We start from the raw sequence: 26136 nt of genomic DNA on the forward strand, positions 1-26136 counted from the left end.
GCTACCGTTACCTTTGCGATCGCAAAATTGCCGTTACCGGCCAAAAAGGCACTCCCCCGAAAACGAGGAAGTACCGATGATGAAGATTATTACTTAGAATATAACTCAACGATAAGCTGTTCGTTGATGTTTTCAGGGATTTGCTCGCGCTCTGGAAAAGTGACAAACTTACCAGACAATTGCTGACCATCCCACTCCAACCAGTTAAAACCTTTGGAGCTATGTCCCGCCAAACTATCTGTTACCGCTTCCAGAGATTTCGATTTCTCCCTAACAGTTACAACTTGACCCGGACGTAAAGAAAAAGAAGGAATATTGACGATTTCGCCATCTACCAGAATATGCTTGTGCGAAACCAGCTGACGGGCAGCACGCCTCGTAGGTGCAATACCCAACCGGTAGACTGTGTTATCAAGACGGGCCTCACAGTATTTCAAGAGATTCTCCCCTGTAATACCTTCTTTAACTGAAGCTTTCTCGAATAAATTACGGAACTGTCTTTCAAGTATACCGTATATAAATTTCACCTTTTGCTTCTCCATTAATTGTAAAGCATACTCCGATTTTTTGGAGCGGCGGCCCTTTCCGTGAATTCCGGGAGGGTAATTTTTCTTAGCAAGTGCTTTACTCGGACCAAGAATAGGTTCTCCGTAGCGTCTTGCAATCTTTGATTTGGGACCTGTATAACGTGCCATTAAAAACTATTGATTTGCTTAATTGAAAAAACCATTCTATAACCCCAGTGTCCAAATTACGAATGGATGTTAAATCTATACTCTGCGGCGCTTTGGAGGACGGCAGCCATTGTGGGGAAGCGGCGTGATATCACGAATGGTGGTCACCTCTATTCCTGCATTTTGAATAGTACGGATCGCCGACTCACGTCCAGATCCAGGACCTTTTACAAACACTTCTGCTTTACGCATTCCCAGGTCAAAAGCTACTTGTGCAGCACTTTGAGCGGCTGTTTGCGCAGCATAAGGAGTATTTTTCTTAGATCCACGGAATCCCATCTTACCAGCAGAACCCCAGGAAATTACCTGTCCGTTACTATTGGTAATAGAAATAATGATATTATTGAAAGATGCCTTGATATGAACCTGTCCGACAGATTCAACGACCACGACTCTTTTTTTAGCTTTATCTTTTCTTTTGTTCTGTGCCATTGCTTATGGAATAAGTTGTGGATACATCCACCGCTCACTGTTTATTTAGTAGCCTTTTTCTTGTTCGCGATTGTTTTGCGTTTACCCTTACGAGTGCGGGAGTTATTTTTAGTCCTCTGTCCGCGCAATGGCAATCCTTTACGATGACGAAGACCGCGGTAACAAGCAATATCCATCAAGCGTTTAATGCTCAATTGAACTTCTGATTTAAGTGCGCCTTCTACCTTGTATTCACCAGCAATAACCGCACGAATAGCACCAGACTCGTCGTCTGTCCAGTCAATTACTTTCTTATCCAAATCCACACCGGCTTTCTCAAGGATCTTCTTGGCTGAACTACGTCCAATTCCAAAAATATAAGTCAATGAGATTTCGCCTCTTTTACGGTCGGGAATATCAACTCCTGAAATACGTGCCATAATGATTAACCTTGTCTTTGTTTATACCGTGGGTTTTTCTTATTAATTACATACACTTTACCCTTCCGGCGTATCACTTTGCAGTCTTCGCTGCGCTTTTTAACTGATGCTTTAACCTTCATCTGATTATACTTATGTGTTAATTAAAGGTGATCGACTACTTACTTATATCTATAGGTAATTCTGGCCTTGGATAAATCATAAGGAGACATTTCCAATTTTACGCGGTCTCCCGGTAATATCTTAATATAGTGCATTCTCATTTTACCAGATATATGAGCGATGACTTCATGCTTATTCTCCAATACTACCCGAAACATTGCGTTTGACAAAGCCTCGAGAATTACTCCATCTTGTTCGATTGATGCTTGTTTTGCCATTCGTGGTGTTTATTACTTTGCCTCCACCATAAGGCTGGTGTTGGCCGTCACTTTCTCTATATAGTCGAATGTTGTGAGAATCTCCGCTTTACCCTTTCTAACTACTACTGTGTGTTCAAAATGAGCAGAATACTTTCTATCGCTTGTTCTGATTGTCCATCCGTCCCTTTCTTGCATTACAGCCTTTGCCCCAAGGTTAATCATCGGCTCTATTGCCAAGACCATACCCTCTCGTAACCTGATTCCCTTTCCTCTTTTTCCGTAATTCGGAACTTCGGGTCCCTCGTGAAGATCTCTACCAACGCCGTGTCCGACCAATTCTCTCACAACGGTATATCCTCTCTCTTCCACGTAACTCTGAACCGCGTAACCGATATCACCAATTCGCAAGCCATCTATTGCCTGATCAATCCCTTTATAAAGTGATCTCTTGGTAGCAGTTAAAAGATCCATCACTTGTTTTGACACTTCTCCAACGGGATAGGTGTAAGCGCTGTCACTATGGAAACCATTCAACTTGACGCCACAATCAATAGAAACTATATCACCTTCTTTTAACACATAACCTCCTGGTATTCCATGCACAACGACCTCATTCACAGAAATACAGAGAGATGCAGGAAATTTATTGAATCCCTTAAAAGACGGAACTCCACCATAGTCGCGGATATACTCCTCAGCAACTGCATCAAGCTTACCAGTCGTCACTCCTGGCTTTACCCATGTAGCCACTTCCGCATGGGCCTTACCCAAAACCTGCGCACTAATCTTGATGAGGTCTATTTCCTCTTCTGTTTTAAGATAAATCATGCCCTATCAGATCGCGACACTCTCAGTTCTACCCTTTACACGACCAGACTTCATCAGACCTTCATATCTTCTCATCAAAAGATAACTTTCGACTTGTTGTAACGTATCCAATACAACCCCAACCATAATCAGCAGGGAAGTACCACCGAAAAAATGGGCAAAATCCGTAGATACACCTAGCAAACTTGCAAAAGCAGGTAATGTTGCAACAACAGCCAACATCAGGGATCCCGGAAATGTAATGCGGTCCAGAACAGAGCTAATGTATTCAGAAGTCTGTTGACCTGGTTTTACACCCGGTATAAATCCGCCTCCTCTTTTCATGTCATCCGCGATTTGCTGTGGATTAACAGAAATAGCTGTGTAAAAAAAAGTGAAAACGATAATCAAAACGGCAAACAATAAATTGTACTGCCATGTAGTGTAATTTGCAAATATCGTTGCTACGTTGCTCGCAAAATCACTTTTCTCAGCGAAATATGACGCTCCCAATGACGGTATAAACATCAGCGCCTGAGCAAAAATAATAGGCATAACACCTGCTGCATTAAGCTTCAAGGGTAAATACTGACGTTGACCACCCATAACCCTGTTCCCAACCACCTGTTTAGCATATTGGATCGGAATCCTGCGCACCGCTTGCGTTAGCATAACAGCTCCCATTATTACAAAATAAAGAGCAACTATTTCCAACACGAATAACAGTATTTGCCCACTACCTCTTGATACAAACTCCTTATAAATAGCCCCTGGAAAGCGTGAAACTATGCCGATCATGATCAACATGGAAATACCATTCCCGATACCCTTATCAGTAATTCTCTCACCCAGCCACATGCAAAACATAGTTCCTGCTGTCAAAACAAATACAGATGAGATGGAGAAGAGACTCCTTGTTACCAAAAGAGCCTCATCGGGCACCGTTGTATTCAAATAAGCAGTTCCCTGAACGAGCGTAACTACAATTGTAAGTACACGAGTAATCTGATTCAGTTTCTTACGTCCTGACTCTCCCTCTTTTTGCATTTTCTGAAAATAGGGCAAAGCCATTGTCAATAACTGAATAGCTATTGAGGCTGAAATGTAAGGCATGATGCCTAACGCAAAAATGGATGCTTTACTAAAAGCTCCACCTAAAAAAGTATCCAAAAGACCTAAAAGCCCTTGGGAAGAAACATTCATTTGGTCCGGCTCCACACCAGGCAATGCCACGTAAGACCCCAAACGAAAAATAGTTATAAACAAAAGAGTGTTGAGAATACGTGTTCTCAACTCCTCAATCGCAAATATATGTTTTATAGTTTCTAAGAATCGTTTCATTTTGTGGGCTTACATTAGCCGATCAAGTATACAGTTTTACTTGAGAAGCACAATTATAACTTAACCGCTTTACCTCCTGCCTTCTCAATCGATTCCACAGCTGATGCCGAAAATCCATGGGCATGTATTTCAATCGCCGATGAAATCGCCCCTCTGTTAAGAACTTTGATCAAATCCTTTTTCGCCGATAGACCGTGTTCGCTAATTACTTGGGGAGTAACGACACTGACGCCAATTTTATCAGCAAGTGCCTGGATTGCATCCAAATTAAGCGCCTTATATTCAACCCTGTTGATATTGTTAAAGCCAAACTTTGGGAGACGTCTTTGAAGCGGCATCTGTCCACCCTCAAATCCCAATTTGCGACTATAACCTGAACGAGACTGAGCTCCTTTATGTCCGCGAGCAGATGTTCCTCCTCTACCAGAGCCCTGACCACGCCCAACCCGCTTTCCAACTTTGACAGAACCGGCTGCTGGTTTTAATGAACTAAGATTCATACTATTCGTATCTATTAAATTTCCTCAACTTTTACCAAATGGCTTACCTTACGGATCATCCCCGCAATCGCATCGCTATTTTCCTTTTCTACCGACCGGTTCAACTTTCCCAAACCTAATGCTTTGATAGTAAGCTTTTGTCTTTCGGGACGATCAATTGTGCTCTTAACTTGTGTAATGCGTACTTTTGACATGATTACTTTCTGATAAAGAATAAACCAATATAAGGATTATCCGTTGAAAACTTTCTCCAGTTTAACGCTACGCTGAAAAGCAACCTGATGAGGCGCTCTCATTTTCAAAAGAGCATCTATTGTCGCCTTTATAACGTTGTGAGGGTTAGAAGATCCCTTGGATTTTGCAAGTACGTCTTTGATACCAGCACTTTCCAAAACCGCACGCATCGGTCCACCAGCCAGAACACCAGTACCTGGTGCCGCAGGTTTAATCAACACAAAACCACCACTGAACTTTCCTTCCATTTCGTGAGGAACAGTATGTTTCAGCATAGGAATTTGAATTAAGTTCTTCTTTGCATCATCAATTCCCTTGGCAATTGCATCAGTGACCTCGTTGGCTTTACCTAAGCCATATCCAACTACTCCATTCCCGTCACCCACCACAACTATGGCCGAAAAGCTGAAACGGCGACCACCTTTTACTACTTTTGCAACTCGATTAATCGCTACAACGCGTTCTTTCAAGTCAGATTCGTTAACCTTTGAAGGTCTTGTATTTGTAGACATAGTCTTTGTTATACTTAGAATTTCAGGCCACCCTCACGAGCTCCTTCGGCCAATGCTTTTACTTTTCCGTGATACAAATATCCATTACGGTCGAAAACTACAGCCTGAATACCTGCTTCTTGTGCCTTTTCAGCTATTTTTTTTCCTACCTGAAGAGCGATTTCTGTATTCGAATTCTCCTTCCTCCCTCCCAGGTCTACGGATGATGCACTTGCAAGAGTTACACCATTAATATCATCTATAATCTGGGCATAAATACTTGTATTTGAACGAAAAACCGATAATCTCGGACGCTCAATACTACCTTTCACCCTTTTGCGAATGTGTAGCTTTAGACGTTGTCTTCTGTCTGCTTTTGCGTTAGCCATTTTTAATCTTATCTAACTTTATTTATAACATTAATATTTGGTAACGTACTACTTTTTAGAGGCAGACTTTCCAGCCTTGCGACGAACCACTTCACCAACAAAACGTATACCCTTTCCTTTATAAGGCTCAACTCTTCTTAAGGACTTAATTTTCGCAGCAACGGAACCAATCAACTCTTTGTCAATTCCCTCAAGGATCACTTTAGGGTTCTGACCTTTTTCAGAAGTCGTGGTTAACTTGATCTCTTCCGGTATCGCCATAAAAATATTGTGCGAATAGCCAAGTTGCAGTTCAAGTACGTTGTTCGCCGCGCTTGCTTTATAACCGACGCCAATAATTTCCAACTCTTTCTTATAACCTGTACCTACTCCAATGACCATATTATTAATCAATGAGCGATAAAGACCATGTAAAGCTTTATGACGCTTTTGTTCAGTTGGGCGCTTCACCTTGATCTCACTACCTTCTACCTCAACAGAGATATCAGTATCCACGACCTGAGTAAGCGTTCCTTTCGGGCCTTTTACAGATACTACGTTATCTTCTGCAACTGATACAGAAACCCCAGCTGGTAAAATGATAACTTTATTTCCTATTCGTGACATTTCCTGAATAACTTTAAAATATTAATACACGAAACATAACACTTCCCCACCAACGTTCAGTGTCTTAGCTTCTTTATCAGTCATTACACCTTTTGAAGTAGAAATAATCACTGTCCCCAAACCACCCAAAACACGAGGTAAAGTCGTTGAACCTGAATATTTACGAAGTCCTGGTTTACTAATCCTCTCCAATTTCACAATTGCAGATTGCTTTGTCACAGGATTGTATTTCAAAGCTATCTTAATTGTCCCCTGAGGTCCTACCTCATCAAACTTATAACTTTGAATATATCCTTTATCAAAAAGTACTTTTGTAATTTCTTTCTTTATGTTGGATGCAGGTATCTCAACAACCCTGTGCTTCGCTTTGATAGCGTTTCTGAGTCTCGTCAGATAGTCTGCTATGGGATCCGTTAACATTTTTATGCCTAGTTTAAACACCCCTTTTGAAACGGGAGTGCAAAGTTAAGTAATTGAAATCAGAATTGAAAGTATTCTTACCAACTTGATTTTGTAACTCCGGGGATTTTTCCATCAGAAGCCATATCCCGGAAAAGAACTCTGGAAATTCCGAATTTTCTCATATAGCCACGAGGCCTTCCAGTAATCTTGCATCGGTTGTGCAGACGGACAGGAGAAGAGTTACGAGGTAATTTATCCAAACCAACCCAGTCCTCAGCCGCTTTAAGCTTCTTACGTTTGTCAGCGAATTTGGCTACAAGCTCTTGTCTTTTTCTCTCTCTTGCTTTAACTGATTCTTTTGCCATTGTAGGTAAATAATCTTAGTATTAAGTATTATCCTTATTTGTTAGCATTGGTGAAAGGCATTCCTAGAGCCTTTAACAGCTCGTAGCTCTCCTCATCCGAATCGCTCGATGTCACAAACGTGATATCCATTCCAGTGATTTTATTCACTTTCTCGATGCTGATCTCAGGGAATATGATTTGCTCTTTTACACCAAAGGTATAATTTCCACGTCCGTCAAAACCTTTATCGCTGATACCTTTAAAATCCCTTACACGCGGCATGGCGATGGTAGTCAAACGATCAAGAAACTCATACATACGATCGCCACGTAAGGTCACTTTAGCGCCAATCGGCATGTTTTCTCGTAGCTTAAAGTTCGAAACCGCCTTTTTAGATATCGTTGCTACTGCTTTTTGACCTGTAATCAATGTGAGCTCTTCAACTCCAACATCAACCAATTTTTTATCAGCAACTGCTGCACCGATTCCTTTGTTAATAACAATCTTTTTCAAACGGGGAACCTGCATACTGGATTTATACTGAAACTTCCCCTTCAATTGCTCAACAACCTCGTTAACGTACTTTTCTTTTAATCTTGGCTGTGCCATATCTTTTTAATGATTATGTGGATTGCCGACCCACCCGCTTAATTATCAATTTTACTCTTAATCAAATCCAGGCTTACAGAAAATTGCCTGATTTTTTTGAATACCGTTGCAACTTGCCTTTATCATCAGCCTTACGACCTGTCTTTGTAGCTTCTCCGGTTTTGGGATCCACCACCATCAAGTTGCTAATATGAATTGCTCCCTCTCTTTTCTCGATGCTACCCTGAGGATTTTGAGCATTGGGCTTAACATGTTTTGTGATCATGTTAACACCTTCAACAGTAGCTCTTAACTTTTCTACAAGCACCTTTTTAATTACGCCAGTCTCGCCTTTCGCGTTACCCGAAATAACCTTCACTGTATCTCCTTTACGGACATGAAGTTTTGCGGGTGCTTTTTTATTTGAAATTTCCATTGAGGTATTTTCTTAACAGTTTAAAGAAATACTTGTGTTTGATTTCTTACAACACTTCGGGTGCTAATGATACAATCTTCATAAATTGCCTTTCACGCAACTCACGTGCCACTGGGCCAAAGATACGCGTACCACGAGGTTCGTCATTATTGTTCAATAACACAGCCGCATTATCTTCAAACCTGATGTAAGTACCATCCTTACGGCGCACTTCTTTTTTTGTGCGAACCACTACGGCCTTTGAAACCGTTCCCTTTTTCATATTGCTCGATGAAAGAGCCGCTTTTACTGTCACGACGATCTTATCGCCAACTGATGCATAACGCTTTCCGGTTCCGCCAAGTACACGGATTACGAGTACTTCCTTTGCGCCACTGTTATCTGCTACCGACAGTCTTGATTCTTGTTGTACCATGATTACTTCGCTCTTTCAAGGATTTCTACTAATCTCCAACGCTTATTCTTGCTCAGCGGACGAGTTTCCATCACACGGATCGTATCACCGATTCCCACCTGATTTGTTTCGTCATGTACCATCAGCTTGGTAGTTTTAGTCATAAACTTACCATACTTGGCATGTTTCACTTTACGCTCAACAGTGATCACACAGGATTTCTCCATTTTGTTACTCACTACCTTGCCTACTCTTTCTTTACGTAAATTTCTTTCTGTTGCCTCCATAATTTCTAAACTGATTTACTGTTGGTTCGATTTAGCCGACAGTTCGGTTAAGAGCCTTGCAATTTCCTTACGTGAGGCGCGAATACGCAAAGGGTTTTCAATCGGGGAAATAGCGTGAGCAAATTTCAACCGGAGTAAGCGCTCTCTCTCTTGGGCGATCTGCTCTTTGAGCTGATCTTGCGAAAGATCCTTTATTTCTTTACTAGTCATTGCTTTAAATAATTAGTGTTCTTAATGCGTTCGGAGTTAATCCTATTCCTGATAATCCCGACGTACCACGAACTTGGTTTTAATTGGCAGCTTCTGAGCAGCCAAACGCAATGCCTCATTTGCGGTATCGAGTTCAACACCAGTTGCTTCAAAAATGATAGTTCCTGGCTTAACCGGCGCAACCCAATACTCAGGTGCTCCCTTTCCTTTCCCCATACGAACTTCAGCAGGCTTCTTGGTAATCGGCTTGTCCGGGAAAACACGGATCCAAACTTGCCCTTCGCGTTTCATAGCACGGGTTACCGAGATACGAGCTGCCTCAATTTGTCTTGCAGTCAACCAACCTGGTTCGAGTGCCTTAATTGCAAACGATCCGAAGGCGATTTCATGTCCGCGAGTAGCCAAACCGTTGTATGATCCCTTTCCCTTTTGTTGCTTGCGAAATTTTGTCCTTTTCGGCTGTAACATGATCTAATCTATTTGAACCGGTGCAAAACCGGGAAATGTCTGACTACTTCTTCTTATTCTTATTTCTCTTACGACGATCTGCTTCGCTTCCTCCACCACCGCCTTCTCCTCTCGGAGCACCACCCTCATTTCCACCACGTCCACCTCTTCTGTCACGTCCACCTCGGTCGTTTCCACCACGGTCACTTCCTCCTGTGCTGCGATCTGCCCTGTCCGCCGCCGCTGTCGCTGCCGCCGGAGTCAAATCTCGCTTACCATATAGTTCTCCTTTGAAGATCCAAACCTTGATGCCTATCTTACCATAGATAGTCTGAGCTTCAGAGATTGCATAATCGATATCGGCACGCAACGTATGGAGGGGAATACGACCTTCCTTATATTCTTCCGTACGAGCCATCTCTGCTCCCCCTAAACGTCCGGCCAGACGAATTTTAATTCCCTGTGTTCCTACACGCATTGCAGAGGCGATTGATTGCTTCATTGCACGACGGTACGAAATACGGGCTTGTAGTTGCTGGGCGATAGCTTCGCCTACCAGCTTCGCATCGATCTCAGGACGTTTGATTTCATAGATGTTGATCTGAACATCTTTTCCCGTGATCTTTTTGAGCTCTTCCTTAATTTTATCCACTTCACTACCACCTTTTCCAATTACAATCCCTGGACGGGCAGTATGAATTGTTAATGTGATGCGCTTTAAAGTACGTTCAATAACTACTTTAGAAATAGATCCTTTTGGGATACGTGCCTTGATGTAGTTACGGATTTTTTCGTCCTCAACCAATTTATCAGAGAAGTCCTTTCCTCCATACCAGCTTGACTCCCATCCTCTAACAATTCCTAGTCTCAGACCTATAGGATTTACCTTTTGTCCCATTCGATATAGATCGTTTTACTTATGATTCGGTGATTACTGCTTCTTTATCTGCACCAGTCGTCAAAGCCGAAGCATCGTCAATCACAATGGTGATATGATTAGAACGCTTCCGGATTCTGTGTGCTCTTCCCTGAGGCGCAGGACGTAGACGCTTTAGCATCCGTCCACCGTCAATAAAAACGGTTTTAACGATAAGATCTGCGTCTTCCAATTTTGCGTCTTCATTCAATTGTTGCCAGTTAGCTACTGCTGAGAGCAAAACTTTGTGCAATACTGGTGAAGAAGCCCTTGGTTGAAATTTTAAAAGTGCCAACGCCTTGCTGACCTTTTGTCCGCGAATCATGTCGGCTACTAATCTCATCTTACGAGGAGAGGTAGGTACATCTTTTAATATTGCTCTTGCTTCCATGTTCTTTCAGATATAGGCTTGTTCCTTTCAGAACCAGCTATCGTCGAATAATTATTTTCTACCTTTATCTTTTTTTGCTGTATGGCCACGGAAATTACGTGTAGGAGAAAATTCTCCCAGTTTATGACCAACCATATTTTCAGTCACGTAAACAGGTATGAACTTATTTCCGTTGTGTACTGCAAATGTATGCCCGATAAAATCAGGCGAAATCATTGAGCGTCGAGACCAGGTTTTGATAACTGACTTACGAGCAGCGCTGTTCATAACAGTCACTTTATTCTCAAGACGAAAGTCGATATATGGTCCTTTTTTTAATGAGCGTGCCATGTTATACTGTTATTTTTTACGACGGCTTATAATCAATTTCTCAGAATGCTTGTTACGGTCACGTGTCTTCAAGCCTTTGGCAAACTGCCCGTTTCTTGAACGAGGCTGACCTCCGGAAGAACGGCCTTCACCACCACCCATTGGGTGATCCACAGGGTTCATCGCAACACCGCGAACACGTGGTCGACGACCTAACCATCTTCTGCGACCTGCTTTCCCCAATGCTACATTCATATGACTTGCATTTGAAACAGTTCCAACAGTAGCAATACAAGTTGAAAGAATCATACGCATTTCACCGGACGGCATTTTCAAAACAGCATATTTGCCTTCTCTTGCAACCAGCTGAGCATAAGCTCCTGCACTTCTTGCAAACTGGCCTCCTTTACCAGGAGTCAATTCGATGTTATGAACAATTGTACCAATAGGCATCGCGCTCAATGGGAGAGCATTACCAACCTCGGGAGCAACTGAATTTCCTGAAACAATTACCTGCCCCACTTTAAGGCCATTGGGAGCAATGATGTACCTTTTCTCTTGATCTTCAAACTGGACCAACGCAATGCGCGCAGAACGGTTTGGATCGTATTCAATGGTAAGGACAGTAGCTGGTGCATCAAAACGATTTCTTTTGAAATCGATAATGCGATATTTCCTCTTATGTCCACCACCTATATATCGCATGGTCATGTGTCCCTGACTATTACGACCACCTGTTCTTTTGATGGTTTCCAGAAGACTTTTTTCAGGTTTCGCGGCGGTGATCTCCTCAAAAGTAGGAGCCGAGCGGAAACGCTGACCAGCACTTGTCGGTTTTAATTTTTTAACTGCCATTTGCTATTAACTCGTCAAAGATTTGAATCGCTCAACTATTTTATGCTTCACCGTAGATATCGATGATCTCACCTTCAGCTACTGTTACAATAGCCTTCTTAATGGTTGACGTTTTTCCACTTACAAATTTACCTCCCGATGTGCGGGATTTGCTTTTTCCAATGCTGCGCATTGTGTGAACGCTTTCTACGGTAACCCCGAACAGTTTCTCAATAGCCTTCTTAATCTCTACCTTATTAGCAGTAAGAGTAACTTCAAAAGCATATTTTCCTTGACCACCCTGAGCCGTTACCTTTTCAGTTATAATCGGACGTTTCAGTACACTCATTGTTATTTGTTCAATTGGGTTTCCAAAATAGACAGCGCAGATTCACTTATCAAAAGACGGTCTGCATACATCAAATCGTAAGTATTGACTGAATCCACTGTTGTAACCTTTGCCTTTGGAATATTGCGGCTGGATAGGTATACATTGCTGTCAACAGCTGGAAGGATCAGTAACGTTTTTGTGTTCACCAATGACAGCGAATTCAAAACACTCAGGTAAGACTTGGTTTTCGGGGCGTCGAATGTAAACGTTTCCAAAACTGAAATAGAATCGGATTGCGCTTTTACAGAAAACGCCGACCTACGTGCCAAAGCTTTCACTTTCTTATTAATTTTAAAACCATAGTCACGTGGTCTTGGCCCGAAAATACGGCCGCCACCTACAAATACGGGCGACTTGATACTACCCGCACGAGCACCGCCCGTTCCTTTTTGACGTTTGATCTTACGTGTAGAGTGATTAACCTCCGCGCGTTCCTTAGATTTATGCGTGCCCTGGCGCTGGTTAGCCAAGTACAATTTCACATCGAGATAGATCGCGTGCGTATTAGGCTCGATGCCGAAGATATCTTCGGACACACTTACCTTCTTGCCGGTATCTTCTCCTTTTATATTTAATACGGACAGTTCCATTAGTGCTATTTCTCAATGATTAGAAATGAATTCTTCGAACCCGGTACTGAGCCACTTACAACCAAAAGGTTTTGCTCAGGTATCACTTTCAGAATACGTAAATTCTGAATTTTTACACGATTGTTACCCATGCGTCCACCCATACGGATACCCTTAAATACACGTGATGGAAAAGAGCAGGCACCAATCGAACCTGGGTGACGCGCTCTGTTGTGCTGACCGTGCGTTTGTCCACCAACCCCACCAAAACCATGACGTTTTACAACACCCTGGAATCCGCGACCCTTTGCAGAACCAACCACGTCAACAAACTCGCCTTCTTCAAAGATATCCTGAACAGATAATGAAGTTCCAAGTTCATGCTCCACTTCAAACTCCTTGAACTCAACCAATTTCTGTTTGGGAGTTGTGTTGGCTTTTTTGAAGTGGCCAATCATAGGCTGGGTCGAATTCTTTTCTTTTTTCTCGCCAAAACCTAATTGAATAGCTTTATAGCCATCCTTGTCTTCGGACCTAACTTGTGTAACAACACAAGGACCAGCTTGAATTACAGTACATGCCAGAGCCTGCCCGTCAGCATTGTACAAACTAGTCATTCCGATTTTCTTACCAATTAAACCAGACATGTTTTGAAATTAAAATTAGCAGGTAAAACCCTTATTCTTTAAAACGGACTGCAAAGGTAAAAAAACTGATTTTAGTATCCAAGCAATATTTAAATATTTCTCGCTGATAATCAGCAAAAAAGGTCAGATGAATGAACATCTGACCCATTTTTGAGAACCTTTGTTACGATATGCTGAACATACCATTACCTGGCTTCATTGAGTTCAGATGTGGTTTCCAATAATGGACCTTCACCCGTTTATTTCTTTTGACTTAATTAAATAAGTCCTTGAGAAACTATACCTTGATCTCTACATCTACCCCGCTTGGTAATTCCAATTTCATCAGGGCGTCAACTGTCTTTGCACTAGTAGAAAAAATATCAACCAAACGTTTGTAAGTACAAAGCTGAAATTGCTCTCTTGACTTTTTGTTAACGTGAGGAGAACGCAAAACTGTGAATTTCTCAGTCTTTGTAGGTAATGGAATAGGACCACTTACTACCGCTCCTGTTGCTTTTACAGCTTTTACAATTTTCTCAGCCGATTTGTCAACCAGATTGTGGTCAAAAGACCGAAGTTTAATGCGAATTTTTTGATTCATGGGTATTGTTTGTTTCCGGTTCAGAAAAGTTGTTCGAAATGATTTCGACAATCCATCGGCGAAAGAACCATTTACTTCTCCGATTTAAGTTTTATGATAAATCTTTGCCAGATTACTCGGGCAAGAGATCAATATTAGGCTTTAACCAAACCCTTTGCCTTTTCAATCACACCTTCTGCAATGTTGTTAGGAACGATTTCGTAATACGCAAAAGTAAGAGATGCCGTTGCACGACCAGATGACATGGTCCGAAGGTCAGTTACATATCCAAATAATTCAGAAAGAGGCACATCTGCTTTAATAACCTGAGCTCCATTACGGGAATCCATACCTCTCATAATTCCCCGGCGACGGTTTAAGTCACCAGTGATAGGGCCAGTATATTCGTCTGGTGTAAGAACTTCGACGTGCATAATTGGCTCCATCAATTTTGAACCCGCGTGGCGGGCAGCTTCTTTGAAACCTAACTTCGCCGCAAGTTCAAATGACAGTGAATCTGAATCGACATCGTGGAATGATCCATGGAACAACCGCACTTTCATCGAATCCAAAGGATAACCTGCCAACGCACCGTTGATCATAGCTGCTTCAAATCCCTTTTGAACCGGCTGGATAAATTCACGAGGAATAGCACCCCCAACAACTTCGTTCACAAACTGTAAACCTTGTTTCGGTTCTTGTCCTTCTTCATTATCGTCACGTGGCCCAATTTCAAAGACGATATCAGCAAATTTACCCCGACCACCCGTTTGTTTCTTATATACCTCGCGGTGTTCGAAATTCTTAGTAAGAATCTCCTTGTAAGCAACCTGAGGAGCACCCTGGTTTACTTCTACCTTAAATTCGCGACGCATACGGTCGATAATAATCTCAAGGTGAAGCTCACCCATCCCTTTGATGATAGTCTGACCAGTTTCCTCATTACTTTCAACCTGAAGAGTTGGATCTTCCTCGATCAGCTTAGTGATGGCTTTTGAGAAGTTATCACTATCAGCAGCTTTTTTAGGCTCGATCGCATATCCGATTACAGGCTCTGGGAATACCATTGATTCCAGAACGATTGGCGATTTTTCATCTGAAAGCGTATCACCCGTTTTAATATCCTTAAACCCAACAACAGCACCGATATCACCCGCTTCAAGCCTGTCAATCTGATTCTGCTTGTTAGCATGCATTTGGAAAATACGTGAGATACGTTCCTTATTTTCGGAACGGTTGTTCAAAACGTAAGAGCCTGATTCCAAAACACCAGAATAAGATCTGATAAAGCAAAGGCGTCCTACATATGGATCTGTTGCAATTTTAAATGCAAGTGCACAGAAAGGATCCTTTACTGTTGGTTGGCGGCTGATTTCAGCACCCGTGCGAGGATCAGTACCAACAATGCTCTCGCGATCCAATGGTGAAGGCAAAATAGCCATCACATAATCCAGCATAGTTTGTACTCCTTTGTTTTTAAATGAAGAACCACAAACCATCGGAACAATTTTCATGCTGATGGTTGCTGCACGCAACGCTGCAAGAATTTCGTCCTCAGTAATGGAAGCAGGATCTTCAAAATATTTCTCCATTAGCGTATCATCGAATTCAGCTACCGCTTCAAGAAGTTTTTCTCTCCACTCAGTTGCCTCTTCGATCATATCATCTGGAATAGGAACCTCCGTGAAAGTCATTCCTTTGTCAGCCTCATTCCACTCGATACCGCGGAAGTTAACCAAGTCAACCACACCTTTAAATGAATCCTCAGCACCAATTGGTAACTGAAGAGGTACAGCGTAGCTTCCCAGCATTTCCTTAACCTGTGTACAAACCTTAAGAAAGTCTGCACCTGAACGGTCCATTTTATTTACAAAACCAATCCGGGCAACATTGTAATTGTTAGCCAAGCGCCAGTTGGTTTCAGATTGCGGTTCAACACCATCAACTGCACTAAAAAGGAAAACCAAACCGTCCAAAACACGAAGTGACCTGTTTACCTCAACAGTAAAGTCAACGTGACCTGGGGTATCAATAATGTTAATATGGTATTTTTCATTCCGATAATTCCAATCAACAGTCGTTGCTGCGGAAGTAATGGTGATCCCACGCTCCTGCTCCTGCTCCATCCAGTCCATTGTAGCAGCACCATCATGTACTTCTCCAATTTTGTGGCTTACACCTGCATAATAAAGTATACGCTCCGTTGTTGTTGTCTTACCGGCGTCAATATGCGCAGCAATACCAATGTTTCTTGTTAATCTTAGATCACGTGCCATGACAGATGGTGATGTGTTATATTTTATTCGATGTGCAATTCAATTTGAAGCATTGAAATCCAGGGACTAACAAACGCCGCTTTGGAAATTCAGAGCGCAAAAGTACAGATTGTCAGCCATAAAAACAACATTGGAAATATTTTTTTATCAAATAATTCCTGATCATATGTTCAGTGCATTTTACTCCTTCGATCATCAGCAAGTAAATAGTGCTGTCAAACTTCTGGCCGAATGAATAGCAAAAAAACAGGTACCACATTTTCGTGTGGTACCTGTTTCATTTCAGAGGTTAAATAACCCTAGAAACGGAAGTGCGAGAACGCCTTGTTGGCATCTGCCATACGGTGCGTGTCATCTTTCTTTTTAACTGCCGAACCTTCACCTTTCGCAGCAGCGATAATTTCACCCGCCAAGCGATCAACCATTGTTTTTTCTCCACGCTTACGTGAATAGTTAATCAGCCATTTCATGCCAAGAGATTGCTTACGCTCTGGACGAACTTCTGTTGGAACCTGGAAAGTAGCACCACCGACACGGCGGCTTTTTACCTCAACAGAAGGAGTTACATTGTTCAATGCTTTTTTCCAGGTTTCAAGACCATTTTCGTTGGTTTTTTTCTCAACCAATTCCAATGCGTCGTAAAAAATGGTAAATGCTATACTTTTCTTTCCTTCGTACATCAGGTTGTTAACAAACTTGGTAACCTGAACATCTCTGAACTTAGGATCAGGAAGGATGTATCTTTTCTTTGGTTTCGACTTTCTCATTTTGTCTTAAAATTTTTACGTAGGTTTCGTTTTGCAACTTATTCACCCCGAACATCGTCCGAGATTACTTCCCTTTTATCAGATTAATTCCTTAATAAAAGCAGAGAGAGTTACTTTTTATTTTTTCTTACCCTTTGTTGGTGCTGCCTGAACTTGTCCTGGCTTTGGACGCTTGGCACCATATTTAGAACGACGTTGTCTACGCCCGTTCACACCTGCTGTGTCCAACGCACCACGGATAATGTGATAACGAACACCTGGCAAGTCTTTAACACGACCACCACGGATCAAAACGATCGAGTGCTCCTGAAGGTTGTGGCCTTCTCCTGGGATATAGGCATTCACCTCCTTGTTGTTTGAAAGACGAACACGGGCAACTTTACGAAGAGCTGAGTTCGGTTTTTTGGGCGTTGTAGTGTACACCCTGGTGCACACACCCCTACGCTGAGGGCATGAATCCAAAGCCGGTGACTTGGATTTCCATGTAATGGTCTCTCTACCTTTACGGACTAATTGTGAAATAGTTGGCATTTAACAAATTGATTTTGATCCGGTTAACAAACCAGCCTTTTGTTATATAAACAGTTTTCCCGAAAAATCGGACTGCAAAAGTAGCAGAGTTGTGTTGATTTACAAAATGTTAGTAGTTGTTTTTATAAAAAACCTGATGGTTGCGGCTATGACCCGGTTATAACGGTCGCAGGAGTTGAAAACTAAATCGCTCTCCTACCATCAGTTTCAATCACAATAACCCTATTATTGCAGGATCTGAGGGTCTGGAATAGCCTAAATAGCCTAAATAAAAATCTTGGTCTGCCGTATCCATAATTTTATTTCCAATCGTTGTTTATTAGTATTGTTTTTCCAAAACCCGTGTGCGCGTCGGATCGTTTGATTTTATACTTTAAATTATGAAACTTTTGCGGAGTAATTTTACCCTCATCGTTAGCCTCTTTACGATAACGTTATACCTTTCCGGCTGCAATTCGGCGATGCAAGCTTATAAAGATGGACAGAAAAAGTTTGCAAACGGAGAATATGACCTCGCTATAAAAGGTTTCGAAAAAGCCGCAGCAGAAAACTACGAACCTGTCCAAACAAATTACCTGATTGCCGAATCATACCGCCTTTCCAATCGCTTCAGACAATCCATACCTTACTATAAGAAGGCATTGGACGGCGGCTTCACTAACTCTGATGCAAAATTCCAATATGCCTATGCCTTAAAAGCGGACGGTCAGTACAATGAGGCTTCCGCACAATTTGCCGCTTTTGCCAAGGATACCAGCGGAGCACCAAACTTACAGGAACGTGCATTGAGAGAAGTCGAAATCCTAAAAATCGCCGATCGCCTGAAAACACAGAAAATGGAGGTCGAAATCAAAGACATTCCACTTAATACCGCTGGTTCAGAATTCTCACCGACCATACTTGGCAACGAACTTGTGTTTTCTTCTTCAAAAAAAGAAAAAATCTATAAAAATAATGGACAGCCCATGCTTGGACTGTACAAAGTTGCGATATCCGAGGATGCGGGGTCAACTCAGGGAAATCCTGTTTTACTTAGTCAGGAAATCTTCGCTGAAGATGCCAATGAAGGCTCTCCCGCCTTTTCTCCCGATGGCAAAACACTGGTTTTTGCCCGTGGCAACAATGGTAAGAAAAAGGGGACTGCAGATGTAGATCTTTATATGAGCCGCAACGTAGGCGGACAATGGACCGTGCCTGCGATACTCCCTATTAACGACTCTTTGGCCTGGGACGGGTCGCCCGCATTTTCAAGAGACGGCAAGACTCTTTATTTTGCTTCAAACAGGGCCGGAGGCGCTGGTGGTATTGACATCTACCGCACCAATATGGACGCATCGGGACGGTTTAGCAAACCCGTGAATATGGGTAGGGATATTAATACAGCAGGAGATGAAATGTTCCCGTATGTTGCCGAAGGAGGAAAACTCTATTTCGCATCCGACGGACATCCTGGGCTTGGCAAACTGGACTTGTTCTCCGCAACAAGGAGCCAGGGGGTAATCTCCATTGAGAATCTTGGAATTCCATTCAACAGTCCGCAAGATGATTTTGGGCTTGTGTTTTACAAGAGCCTCAAAAAAGGCTTTTTTGCATCCAATCGTGACGGGGGGAAAGGTGATGATGACATCTACTATTTCTCGTCGCCAGAAGAGCCTGATAGTTCCGAGATTGCAAAAAACAATGATCCAAACAATCCGCTTAACCCCAATAATCCAAACTACATTAATGGGAAACCAAAAGTCGTACGTTATTTTCTAGCAGGCAATATTGTTACCACTGGCCAAAACCCCACAGCAATAGATTCCGCAGTAATACACATACTTCCTGATACTTCCGAAACCCAGATTGCGCAGTTAACGTCAAACTCAGAGGGCAAATTCGGGAAACAGCCCGTCGAAGAAGGAAGGTCTTACAGCCTCCTCGTTCAGCGCAAAGGCTACATTAGCAAACGCGAACCTTTTTCAATGAACGGAAAGTCGATTCCGCCGATCTTTTTAACCAAAGAACTCACCGATACCACATTCAATGTAACGATCAGACTTGATAAACTTGAATTAAACAAAACATTTGTACTGGAAAATATTTATTACGATTTAAACAAATACAATATCCGGCCAGATGCAGCAGTGGAGCTTGACAAGCTGGTGCAGATCCTGAAAGATAATCCAACCATGACCATTGAGCTCAGCTCGCACACAGATGCCCGGGCTACCGATGCGTATAACATGACCTTGTCGCAAAACAGGGCCGAATCGGCAGTGACATATCTCAACTCGAAAGGGATTGACGCCGACCGGATGGTCGCCAAAGGTTATGGAGAGAGAGAATTGATTATTCCCAATGCAAAGACGGAAGAAGAGCATCAGAGGAACCGTCGAACCGAATTTACTATTCTCAGCTACTAAAAAATCAGATATTATCTTAAAGCCCGCTTAGGAGACATTCCTAAACGGGCTTTTGCTTTACCCCCGCCCAATTTTTGTATAATTGTACCTTAAAAAACTCGCTTTCAGATTTATTTAAGTATTTTAATGGCTCAACGCATTATTTACTGGTTTAGGAATGACCTGCGATTGAACGACAATGAAGCTTTGTTCAACGCCGTTCAAGCTGCCAGAGAAGTCGTTCCGGTATACGTTTTCGACCCCCGACAATTCGAGAAAACAAGGTTAGGTTTCCGGAGGACAAGTGCGCTGCGGGCGCAGTTTATTCTAGAATCGGTTTCGGAACTTCGAAATCTTCTGAGGAAGAAGGGAGGCGATCTGCTAATCCGCGTAGGTGAGCCTGAAAAGATTGTTGCGCAGATGGCAGAATACTACAATGCAGAGTATGTTTATACAAGCAAAGAAATAGGACCCGAGGAAACAAGAATAGAGTCTTCTTTGAGCAAGAATCTCAAGATCAGCAATGTGGATATCAAATTGTTCTGGATGGATACCTTGATGAATGCGGTTGAACTGCCCTTTCCTATTTCAAAACTACCTTCCAATTTTCTTGATTTCAGTAACAAGATCAAAAACAGCATTCATATCAAGGACTCTCTCCCCGCACCGGAAAAAATAACGTTGCCGGCAGATTTCGATGCCGGAATGCTGCCGTCCTTGCCTTCGCTTGGGGTCGATCCGAAGGAAATCTTGCTGTCACACCAAAAATCAGCCAATAAGCTGGCTGGTGAAACCGAGGCGCTAAACGCATTTGAAGGATTTCTCAGAGACATTGATCTTCGTACCGAAACACATGGATTTTTAGATACGCTGACAGACTCGGGTTTATCGCAGTGGTTATCCCTTGGATGCTTATCGGCCAGGGATATATATAACAGGATCATAGCCCGAAATCCATCTGATCAAAATGAGCGGGTAATTCAGGATCTGCTTAAAAGAGACTACTTCCACTGGATCCTGCTTCGATATGGCCCACGGATATTCAAGCCCAGCGGTGTAAGGCATGATTTTACCACCCGCTGGATCAATGATAACGACATACTCACTATCTGGATCAATGGAAAAACTGAAGACGAGGAAGTTAATGCAATTATGGCGAAGTTGCCCGCAACTGGATCACTGACAACCAGAGAACGGGAGCTCTCCGCAAATTACCTGGTTAACCACCTAGGCATCAATTGGACGCTTGGCGCCATGTATTTTGAAAGCTGCCTGCTGGATTACGAGGTATCAGTGAGTTGGGGGAGGTGGAACAATATAGCAGGAGTCGGGGAACATTAATTTGTCCTGACGGGCCCGGAGCCCGTCATCACGAAACCTTCCCGACCTATGGTTCCCAAAATGCCGGTTATGTAAATTTTGTGCCGGTTTTTGCTAGCTTTGGACAACTTTGAATCACATTCATTAATTCTAAACTGAATATTAAAATGTCAAAAGGACTCATTGCAGTAATCGTCGTAGTTCTGATTCTGGGATTCGTAGGCTGCGGTAAATATAATGGCCTGGTAAGTAAAGACGAGGTCGTAAAAGAATCGTGGGCAAAAGTAGAAAGCCAGTATCAACGCCGGGCCGACCTGATCCCAAACCTCGTAAGTACCGTCAAAGGGGCGGCTGATTTTGAAAAAAGCACATTAACCGCCGTGATTGAGGCGCGTAGCAAAGCAACTCAGACTACAATCAACGCAGATCAACTTACTCCTGAGAATATCGCCAAGTTTCAGGCTGCGCAGGACCAGTTAAGCGGGTCCCTATCCAGATTACTTGTATCCGTGGAACAATATCCGCAGCTCAAAGCCAATCAGAATTTCCTTGAACTTCAGGCTCAGCTTGAAGGCACTGAAAACAGGATCGGAGTAGCAAGGAACGATTTTAACGCAGTTGTCAAAGATTATAACCAGGAGGTCCGCACTTTTCCCACCAATTTATTTGCAGGAGTCTTCGGGTTCTCTCAGAAAGGTTATTTCACCGCAGCAGCCGGCTCCGAAAAAGCCCCTTCTGTGAAATTCTAATTAAGGGATAAATTGGTTTCCGTCAAATAATGTCCGGAAACCAATTTTGTTTTTGTATTCTTCCCGCCCAAAATCGATCAGCTTATGCCAGGGGATTCTCTTTTTTTCTCGGACGAACAGCAGAAACGCATTATCGACGCGATTCAACAAGCTGAAAAACAGACTTCCGGGGAAGTCAAAGTTCATATAGAAAAGAAATGTCCGACCACAGATGTCATGGAGAGGGCCAAGGAAGTATTCTTGTTTCTCCAATTGCATCAGACTGCAGAGCGCAATGGGGTACTTTTTTATCTCGCATATGAGGACAGAAAATTTGCTGTTCTCGGTGATAAGGGGATAGATGAGAAAGTATCGGGCGATTTCTGGAATACTACCAAGGACCTTCTACGCGAATATTTTTCCAAGGGGCAATTTTCAGAAGGGTTATCAAAGGGCATTGAAGAAGCCGGTATCCAGCTAAAAACGCACTTCCCGTTCCAATCCGATGACATCAACGAACTTCCCGACGACATCTCGTTCGGACAATGAATGCTATGAATAAAATCCTGAGCCTTTGTTTTCTTTTAGCCATATCGCTTGAGGCCCTACAAGCGCAGAATATCCCCGCGAAGCCAAACCCGCCACGACTGGTGAACGATTTCGCAAACCAGCTGAGCGAAGGTGAAAAGGCCAGTCTTGAACAAAAATTGGTTGCATACAATGATTCAACTTCATCACAAATCGTCATTGTAATTGTCCCCACCACCGGCGAATATCCGATTGCCGATTATGCATTCAAATTGGGCCGGGAATGGGGTGTTGGGCAAAAAGGAAAAGACAACGGTATCGTGCTTCTTTGGGCACCCACCGACAGAAAAGTATTTATTAGTACTGGATACGGAATGGAGGGCGCCATACCAGACGCCATTGCAAAGCGGATCATCTCCCAGGTTATTACTCCGCAATTCAAGAACGGCCAATTTTACCAGGGGCTGGATCAGGGAGTTGATATGATCTTTAAATATGCTACCGGTGAATACAAAGCGGACCCGAAAGAAGATAACGGAGACGGGTCGTCTTCGCCTCTGCTCACGTTTGCTATCATCTTCGTCATTATCCTCATTATCATTTTTAGAAACCGAAGAGGCGGTGGTGGCGGAGGGCTCCGTAATTTCGGTGGTCCGATAATATGGCCATATACTACCCATTCCGGGGGAGGAAGCTTCTCTGGTAACTGGGGAGGTGGCGGAAGTGACGGCGGCGGATTCGGAGGATTCGGGGGCGGAAGCTTTGGAGGCGGGGGGGCTGGCGGCGACTACTAATACACACAACCTTATCGCTTTCAGTCTATTATAAACAAAAACAATGAGCCGACCGCAAAATTAGACTTGCGGTCGGCTCATTGTTTTTGCGGTGGATTAAAAACTTTGTGTATCGCATTGGCACAGTTCTTTGAACATATCCCATAAATTATATCATTTAACCTAAGCATTTATGGAAAAGAAAAATAATAACGGACTTTTGGTCGGTTTGATCCTGATGACCATTGTGGCTGCAGTTTTCGGCTATTTGTATTATAATGAACACAATCTGGCTAAGGTGCAGCAAACAAATATTCAGGCCCGCGTGAACGAGCTCGCAACCGCCGAAATAAAACTTGACTCGATTGGAAAGCAACTCGACGCAAGAATCGTGGAAGTGCAAAACCTTGGTGGTAACATTGAAGAGCTGGAAAAAGCGAAAGCCTCATTAGAACAGGACCGTATCTCGCTGCGCAAAGGAAATACCAATCTGGGCAAGAAAGTGAAGGAGTACGAGGAATTCCTGTCAAAAAAAGACGTTGAAATCGCCCAGCTCCGGGAAGAAAACCAGCAGCTGATTAGTCAAAATGAAACGCTGGTCCAGGAAAAAACAGAACTGCAGACAACCAAGCAGGCCATAAGCGATTCGCTAAGCGGGGTTGTTGCCAAGAACACCGAGCTGGAATCGAAAGTAACCATGGCTGCGGCGTTGAGAGCTCGTAACGTAAAAGTTTATGCTGTCTCTTCAAAAGGTAAAGTACGGGAAGGAGAAAATGTGAAGGCCAAAAGAGTAGACAAAGTCAGGGTCGATTTCATGCTTGAGAAAAATCCGCTGACCATGTCAGACAACAAAACGATTTACCTCCGCATTATTGATCCTACCGGTGCTACCATTTCGGATACCAAGACAGGTTCTGGCACATTCGATTTTAATGGTCAGGAGCAAGGTTACACGATCAGCAAAGACGTGCTTTACGCGAATAACAATCAGGACGTCAGTATTATGTATGACCGTGATGCGCCCTTCACAAAAGGCACTTACACAGTTGAATTATACTCTGAAGGCTTTTCGGTTGGTGAGGGGTCATTTTCTGTTAAATAATTCAGGTTACACATCTTTGTTGAAAGGGACAGCCGATAAAATATCAGGCTGTCCCTTTTATTTTCTCGGCATATATATTTATCTATAATTCCTATCTTGCGCGGAAAAATTATATACAGATCACTCAAAAAACCAAATAAAACATTACTGTTATATGCCTTCACAGATATCTCAAAAGCACCCCACCGGACTTTACGTCTTGTTTTTTGCCGAAATGTGGGAGCGGTTCAGTTACTACGGGATGCGCGCGATACTCCTGCTCTTTCTGATTGATAAAGTGAGTGGTGGGATGGCAATGAGCGCGGCAGAAGGCGCGGCAATTTATGGGATCTATACCGCCTCGGTATATCTTTTAACATTACCCGGCGGTTGGCTCGCAGATAACATTCTGGGACAAAAAAAAGCAATCTGGTACGGGGGAATTGTCATCATGGTCGGGCACATGATACTTGCCGTTCCCGGTGGTTCAGTGCTGTTTTTCATCGGCCTTACTACGGTTGCGGTCGGAACTGGTTTATTGAAACCCAACATCAGCTCCATTGTGGGTGAGCTTTATCCCGAAGGCGGTGCCAGGCGGGATGCAGCATTTTCCATTTTTTACATGGGGATCAACCTCGGCTCATTTTTAGGGATAGCCATCGTTGGTTACCTCGGCGAGCGGGTTAGCTGGCACATGGGCTTTGGGGCTGCCGCGATCGGAATGTTATTGGGACTTATCGTTTTTCGATTTGGTGCCGCAAAATATCTGAGAGGATTGGGGGATGTTCCGCCCGCACAGATTTCTACCCCTGAAAGTGTCGCTCAGTCGGGGAAAAACAAAACATTGGGTTACGGTCTTGTTGCGCTGCTGGTCGTTTTTCTGATTGTCCTGCAGTACTCCGGAACCATTAATATGACTACCGCCCAGGGGCTGGCCCAGGGTGCGGGCGTTATCATTGTTACGATTTCGGCATCTTATTTTTTATACATACTAATTGCCGGCGGGCTGACCCGCGTTGAACAATACCGTGTGTTGGTACTCATCATATTATTCCTTGCAATCTCACTTTTCTGGGCAGGTTACGAGCAGGCAGGTACTTCATTGCAAATTTTTGCAGAGCGGCATACCGACAGAATGATCGGCGGGTGGGAAGTGCCTTCCAGCTGGTTTCAGAACTTCCAGCCTACATTTGTACTGATTTTTGCCCCAGTATTAGCTAGTTTGTGGATCTTTCTTTCATCCAGGAACCGCAACCCTTCTATTCCCGTCAAATTCGCCGCAGGCCTCATCTTGCTTGGCCTGAGCTTCTTTGTGATGGTTATTGCCGCTAAAATCGCCGTTACCGGGCAACTTACCTCTCCCCTCTTCCTCACATTCACCTATTTCCTCCATACAATAGGTGAATTGTGCGTGAGCCCTGTCGGATTAAGTTCTTACACAAAACTCGCTCCCAAACGCTATGTAAGCCAGCTCATGGGAATCTGGTTTGTAGGAGCCTCGCTCGGTAACCTTATCGCAGGGTTATTCGCAGGTGGCTTCGACGAAGAAAACATCATGCAAATGCCCGCTTTATTTAACCAGGTAGCGCTTGTCACAACCGCTTTTGGCCTGGTCATACTTGTCTTCTGGAAGCCAATCAAAGGCTGGATGGGCGGAATCAGTTAAGCACATTTAATTTATCTTATCACTTCATAACACATTGAA

At 43.2% G+C, this 26136-nt stretch carries 38 protein-coding genes; 7 read left to right on the plus strand and 31 right to left on the minus strand.

Going from position 1 to position 26136, the window contains the following annotated elements; all coding sequences use genetic code 11:
* Positions 1-89: 89 nt before the first annotated feature.
* The 31 genes from rpsD to rpsL form a co-directional block, all read right to left on the minus strand.
* Positions 90-695 carry a 30S ribosomal protein S4 gene (rpsD, locus tag AC1XUF_RS13965; protein WP_483342419.1) on the minus strand — a complete coding sequence of 202 codons (606 nt, stop codon included), beginning with the start codon at positions 693-695 and terminating at the stop codon, positions 90-92.
* Positions 696-770: 75 nt separating this feature from the next.
* Complete coding sequence (gene rpsK, locus AC1XUF_RS13970) at positions 771-1166, minus strand: 30S ribosomal protein S11 (protein WP_031528731.1); 396 nt, start codon at positions 1164-1166, stop codon at positions 771-773.
* A 41-nt stretch (positions 1167-1207) separates the two neighbouring features.
* Positions 1208-1585 carry a 30S ribosomal protein S13 gene (gene rpsM / locus AC1XUF_RS13975; RefSeq protein WP_483342420.1) on the minus strand — a complete coding sequence of 126 codons (378 nt, stop codon included), beginning with the start codon at positions 1583-1585 and terminating at the stop codon, positions 1208-1210.
* Positions 1586-1590: 5 nt separating this feature from the next.
* Positions 1591-1707 carry a type B 50S ribosomal protein L36 gene (gene ykgO / locus AC1XUF_RS13980; protein WP_015813811.1) on the minus strand — a complete coding sequence of 39 codons (117 nt, stop codon included), beginning with the start codon at positions 1705-1707 and terminating at the stop codon, positions 1591-1593.
* A 39-nt stretch (positions 1708-1746) separates the two neighbouring features.
* Positions 1747-1965 carry a translation initiation factor IF-1 gene (infA, locus tag AC1XUF_RS13985; protein WP_015813810.1) on the minus strand — a complete coding sequence of 73 codons (219 nt, stop codon included), beginning with the start codon at positions 1963-1965 and terminating at the stop codon, positions 1747-1749.
* A gap of 12 nt (positions 1966-1977) precedes the next feature.
* On the minus strand, positions 1978-2775 hold the full coding sequence (gene map / locus AC1XUF_RS13990; RefSeq protein WP_483342421.1) for a type I methionyl aminopeptidase: 798 nt from the start codon (positions 2773-2775) through the stop codon (positions 1978-1980).
* Positions 2776-2781: 6 nt separating this feature from the next.
* The gene (gene secY / locus AC1XUF_RS13995) at positions 2782-4095 is read right to left on the minus strand and encodes a preprotein translocase subunit SecY (RefSeq protein ID WP_483342422.1); all 1314 of its coding nucleotides are present in this window, start codon (positions 4093-4095) and stop codon (positions 2782-2784) included.
* 53 nt (positions 4096-4148) lie between these two features.
* Positions 4149-4595 carry a 50S ribosomal protein L15 gene (rplO, locus tag AC1XUF_RS14000; RefSeq protein WP_483342423.1) on the minus strand — a complete coding sequence of 149 codons (447 nt, stop codon included), beginning with the start codon at positions 4593-4595 and terminating at the stop codon, positions 4149-4151.
* 14 nt (positions 4596-4609) lie between these two features.
* Positions 4610-4789 (minus strand): 50S ribosomal protein L30, encoded by a 180-nt coding sequence (gene rpmD, locus AC1XUF_RS14005; protein WP_031528736.1) that lies wholly within the window; start codon positions 4787-4789, stop codon positions 4610-4612.
* Between the two features lie 36 nt (positions 4790-4825).
* On the minus strand, positions 4826-5341 hold the full coding sequence (gene rpsE / locus AC1XUF_RS14010) for a 30S ribosomal protein S5 (RefSeq protein WP_015813805.1): 516 nt from the start codon (positions 5339-5341) through the stop codon (positions 4826-4828).
* A 14-nt stretch (positions 5342-5355) separates the two neighbouring features.
* Complete coding sequence (rplR, locus tag AC1XUF_RS14015; RefSeq protein WP_483342424.1) at positions 5356-5709, minus strand: 50S ribosomal protein L18; 354 nt, start codon at positions 5707-5709, stop codon at positions 5356-5358.
* Between the two features lie 48 nt (positions 5710-5757).
* Positions 5758-6315, minus strand: a complete 558-nt coding sequence (gene rplF, locus AC1XUF_RS14020; RefSeq protein WP_483342425.1) for a 50S ribosomal protein L6 — start codon at positions 6313-6315, stop codon at positions 5758-5760.
* A 21-nt stretch (positions 6316-6336) separates the two neighbouring features.
* A complete protein-coding gene (rpsH, locus tag AC1XUF_RS14025; RefSeq protein ID WP_483342426.1) occupies positions 6337-6735 on the minus strand; it encodes a 30S ribosomal protein S8 in 399 nt (132 codons plus the stop codon).
* 77 nt (positions 6736-6812) lie between these two features.
* On the minus strand, positions 6813-7082 hold the full coding sequence (gene rpsN, locus AC1XUF_RS14030; protein WP_483342427.1) for a 30S ribosomal protein S14: 270 nt from the start codon (positions 7080-7082) through the stop codon (positions 6813-6815).
* A gap of 34 nt (positions 7083-7116) precedes the next feature.
* The gene (gene rplE, locus AC1XUF_RS14035; RefSeq protein WP_483342428.1) at positions 7117-7671 is read right to left on the minus strand and encodes a 50S ribosomal protein L5; all 555 of its coding nucleotides are present in this window, start codon (positions 7669-7671) and stop codon (positions 7117-7119) included.
* Between the two features lie 73 nt (positions 7672-7744).
* Complete coding sequence (gene rplX, locus AC1XUF_RS14040) at positions 7745-8086, minus strand: 50S ribosomal protein L24 (RefSeq protein WP_483342429.1); 342 nt, start codon at positions 8084-8086, stop codon at positions 7745-7747.
* A gap of 46 nt (positions 8087-8132) precedes the next feature.
* Entirely contained in the window at positions 8133-8501 is a 369-nt protein-coding gene (gene rplN / locus AC1XUF_RS14045) for a 50S ribosomal protein L14 (RefSeq protein ID WP_483342430.1), read from the minus strand.
* A gap of 2 nt (positions 8502-8503) precedes the next feature.
* A complete protein-coding gene (rpsQ, locus tag AC1XUF_RS14050) occupies positions 8504-8767 on the minus strand; it encodes a 30S ribosomal protein S17 (RefSeq protein WP_082217005.1) in 264 nt (87 codons plus the stop codon).
* Positions 8768-8782: 15 nt separating this feature from the next.
* Complete coding sequence (rpmC, locus tag AC1XUF_RS14055; protein WP_031528745.1) at positions 8783-8977, minus strand: 50S ribosomal protein L29; 195 nt, start codon at positions 8975-8977, stop codon at positions 8783-8785.
* 42 nt (positions 8978-9019) lie between these two features.
* The gene (gene rplP / locus AC1XUF_RS14060) at positions 9020-9445 is read right to left on the minus strand and encodes a 50S ribosomal protein L16 (protein ID WP_483342431.1); all 426 of its coding nucleotides are present in this window, start codon (positions 9443-9445) and stop codon (positions 9020-9022) included.
* Between the two features lie 43 nt (positions 9446-9488).
* Entirely contained in the window at positions 9489-10322 is an 834-nt protein-coding gene (gene rpsC / locus AC1XUF_RS14065; RefSeq protein WP_483342432.1) for a 30S ribosomal protein S3, read from the minus strand.
* A 19-nt stretch (positions 10323-10341) separates the two neighbouring features.
* Positions 10342-10731 (minus strand): 50S ribosomal protein L22, encoded by a 390-nt coding sequence (gene rplV, locus AC1XUF_RS14070; protein WP_483342433.1) that lies wholly within the window; start codon positions 10729-10731, stop codon positions 10342-10344.
* Between the two features lie 51 nt (positions 10732-10782).
* Complete coding sequence (gene rpsS / locus AC1XUF_RS14075; protein WP_115830811.1) at positions 10783-11061, minus strand: 30S ribosomal protein S19; 279 nt, start codon at positions 11059-11061, stop codon at positions 10783-10785.
* Between the two features lie 9 nt (positions 11062-11070).
* Positions 11071-11895 (minus strand): 50S ribosomal protein L2, encoded by an 825-nt coding sequence (gene rplB / locus AC1XUF_RS14080; protein ID WP_483342434.1) that lies wholly within the window; start codon positions 11893-11895, stop codon positions 11071-11073.
* A gap of 40 nt (positions 11896-11935) precedes the next feature.
* Entirely contained in the window at positions 11936-12223 is a 288-nt protein-coding gene (gene rplW / locus AC1XUF_RS14085; RefSeq protein ID WP_483342435.1) for a 50S ribosomal protein L23, read from the minus strand.
* 2 nt (positions 12224-12225) lie between these two features.
* Positions 12226-12855, minus strand: coding sequence for a 50S ribosomal protein L4 (rplD, locus tag AC1XUF_RS14090; RefSeq protein ID WP_483342436.1), 630 nt, complete (start codon positions 12853-12855; stop codon positions 12226-12228).
* A gap of 5 nt (positions 12856-12860) precedes the next feature.
* Positions 12861-13481 carry a 50S ribosomal protein L3 gene (gene rplC, locus AC1XUF_RS14095; RefSeq protein ID WP_483342437.1) on the minus strand — a complete coding sequence of 207 codons (621 nt, stop codon included), beginning with the start codon at positions 13479-13481 and terminating at the stop codon, positions 12861-12863.
* Between the two features lie 277 nt (positions 13482-13758).
* Positions 13759-14064, minus strand: a complete 306-nt coding sequence (rpsJ, locus tag AC1XUF_RS14100; RefSeq protein WP_015813787.1) for a 30S ribosomal protein S10 — start codon at positions 14062-14064, stop codon at positions 13759-13761.
* Positions 14065-14198: 134 nt separating this feature from the next.
* Positions 14199-16319, minus strand: a complete 2121-nt coding sequence (fusA, locus tag AC1XUF_RS14105) for an elongation factor G (RefSeq protein ID WP_483342438.1) — start codon at positions 16317-16319, stop codon at positions 14199-14201.
* Positions 16320-16618: 299 nt separating this feature from the next.
* Positions 16619-17086, minus strand: coding sequence for a 30S ribosomal protein S7 (gene rpsG / locus AC1XUF_RS14110; RefSeq protein ID WP_483342439.1), 468 nt, complete (start codon positions 17084-17086; stop codon positions 16619-16621).
* A gap of 117 nt (positions 17087-17203) precedes the next feature.
* On the minus strand, positions 17204-17617 hold the full coding sequence (rpsL, locus tag AC1XUF_RS14115; protein WP_138365922.1) for a 30S ribosomal protein S12: 414 nt from the start codon (positions 17615-17617) through the stop codon (positions 17204-17206).
* A gap of 380 nt (positions 17618-17997) precedes the next feature.
* On the opposite strand from rpsL, the gene AC1XUF_RS14120 reads away from it, so the two are divergent.
* The 7 genes from AC1XUF_RS14120 (at position 17998) to AC1XUF_RS14150 (ending at position 26097) form a co-directional block, all read left to right on the plus strand.
* Positions 17998-20022 (plus strand): CHU_0125 family OmpA-like outer membrane integrity protein, encoded by a 2025-nt coding sequence (locus AC1XUF_RS14120; protein ID WP_483342440.1) that lies wholly within the window; start codon positions 17998-18000, stop codon positions 20020-20022.
* A gap of 126 nt (positions 20023-20148) precedes the next feature.
* Complete coding sequence (locus AC1XUF_RS14125) at positions 20149-21342, plus strand: deoxyribodipyrimidine photo-lyase (RefSeq protein ID WP_483342441.1); 1194 nt, start codon at positions 20149-20151, stop codon at positions 21340-21342.
* 146 nt (positions 21343-21488) lie between these two features.
* On the plus strand, positions 21489-22070 hold the full coding sequence (locus AC1XUF_RS14130; protein WP_483342442.1) for a LemA family protein: 582 nt from the start codon (positions 21489-21491) through the stop codon (positions 22068-22070).
* 84 nt (positions 22071-22154) lie between these two features.
* Complete coding sequence (locus AC1XUF_RS14135) at positions 22155-22598, plus strand: TPM domain-containing protein (protein ID WP_483342443.1); 444 nt, start codon at positions 22155-22157, stop codon at positions 22596-22598.
* Positions 22599-22603: 5 nt separating this feature from the next.
* Positions 22604-23371, plus strand: a complete 768-nt coding sequence (locus AC1XUF_RS14140) for a TPM domain-containing protein (protein WP_483342444.1) — start codon at positions 22604-22606, stop codon at positions 23369-23371.
* A gap of 172 nt (positions 23372-23543) precedes the next feature.
* Entirely contained in the window at positions 23544-24452 is a 909-nt protein-coding gene (locus AC1XUF_RS14145; protein ID WP_483342445.1) for a hypothetical protein, read from the plus strand.
* 154 nt (positions 24453-24606) lie between these two features.
* Positions 24607-26097, plus strand: coding sequence for a peptide MFS transporter (locus tag AC1XUF_RS14150; protein WP_483342446.1), 1491 nt, complete (start codon positions 24607-24609; stop codon positions 26095-26097).
* Positions 26098-26136 lie beyond the last annotated feature (39 nt).

This window comes from Dyadobacter sp. HNCC25DJ185 (assembly GCF_056895195.1).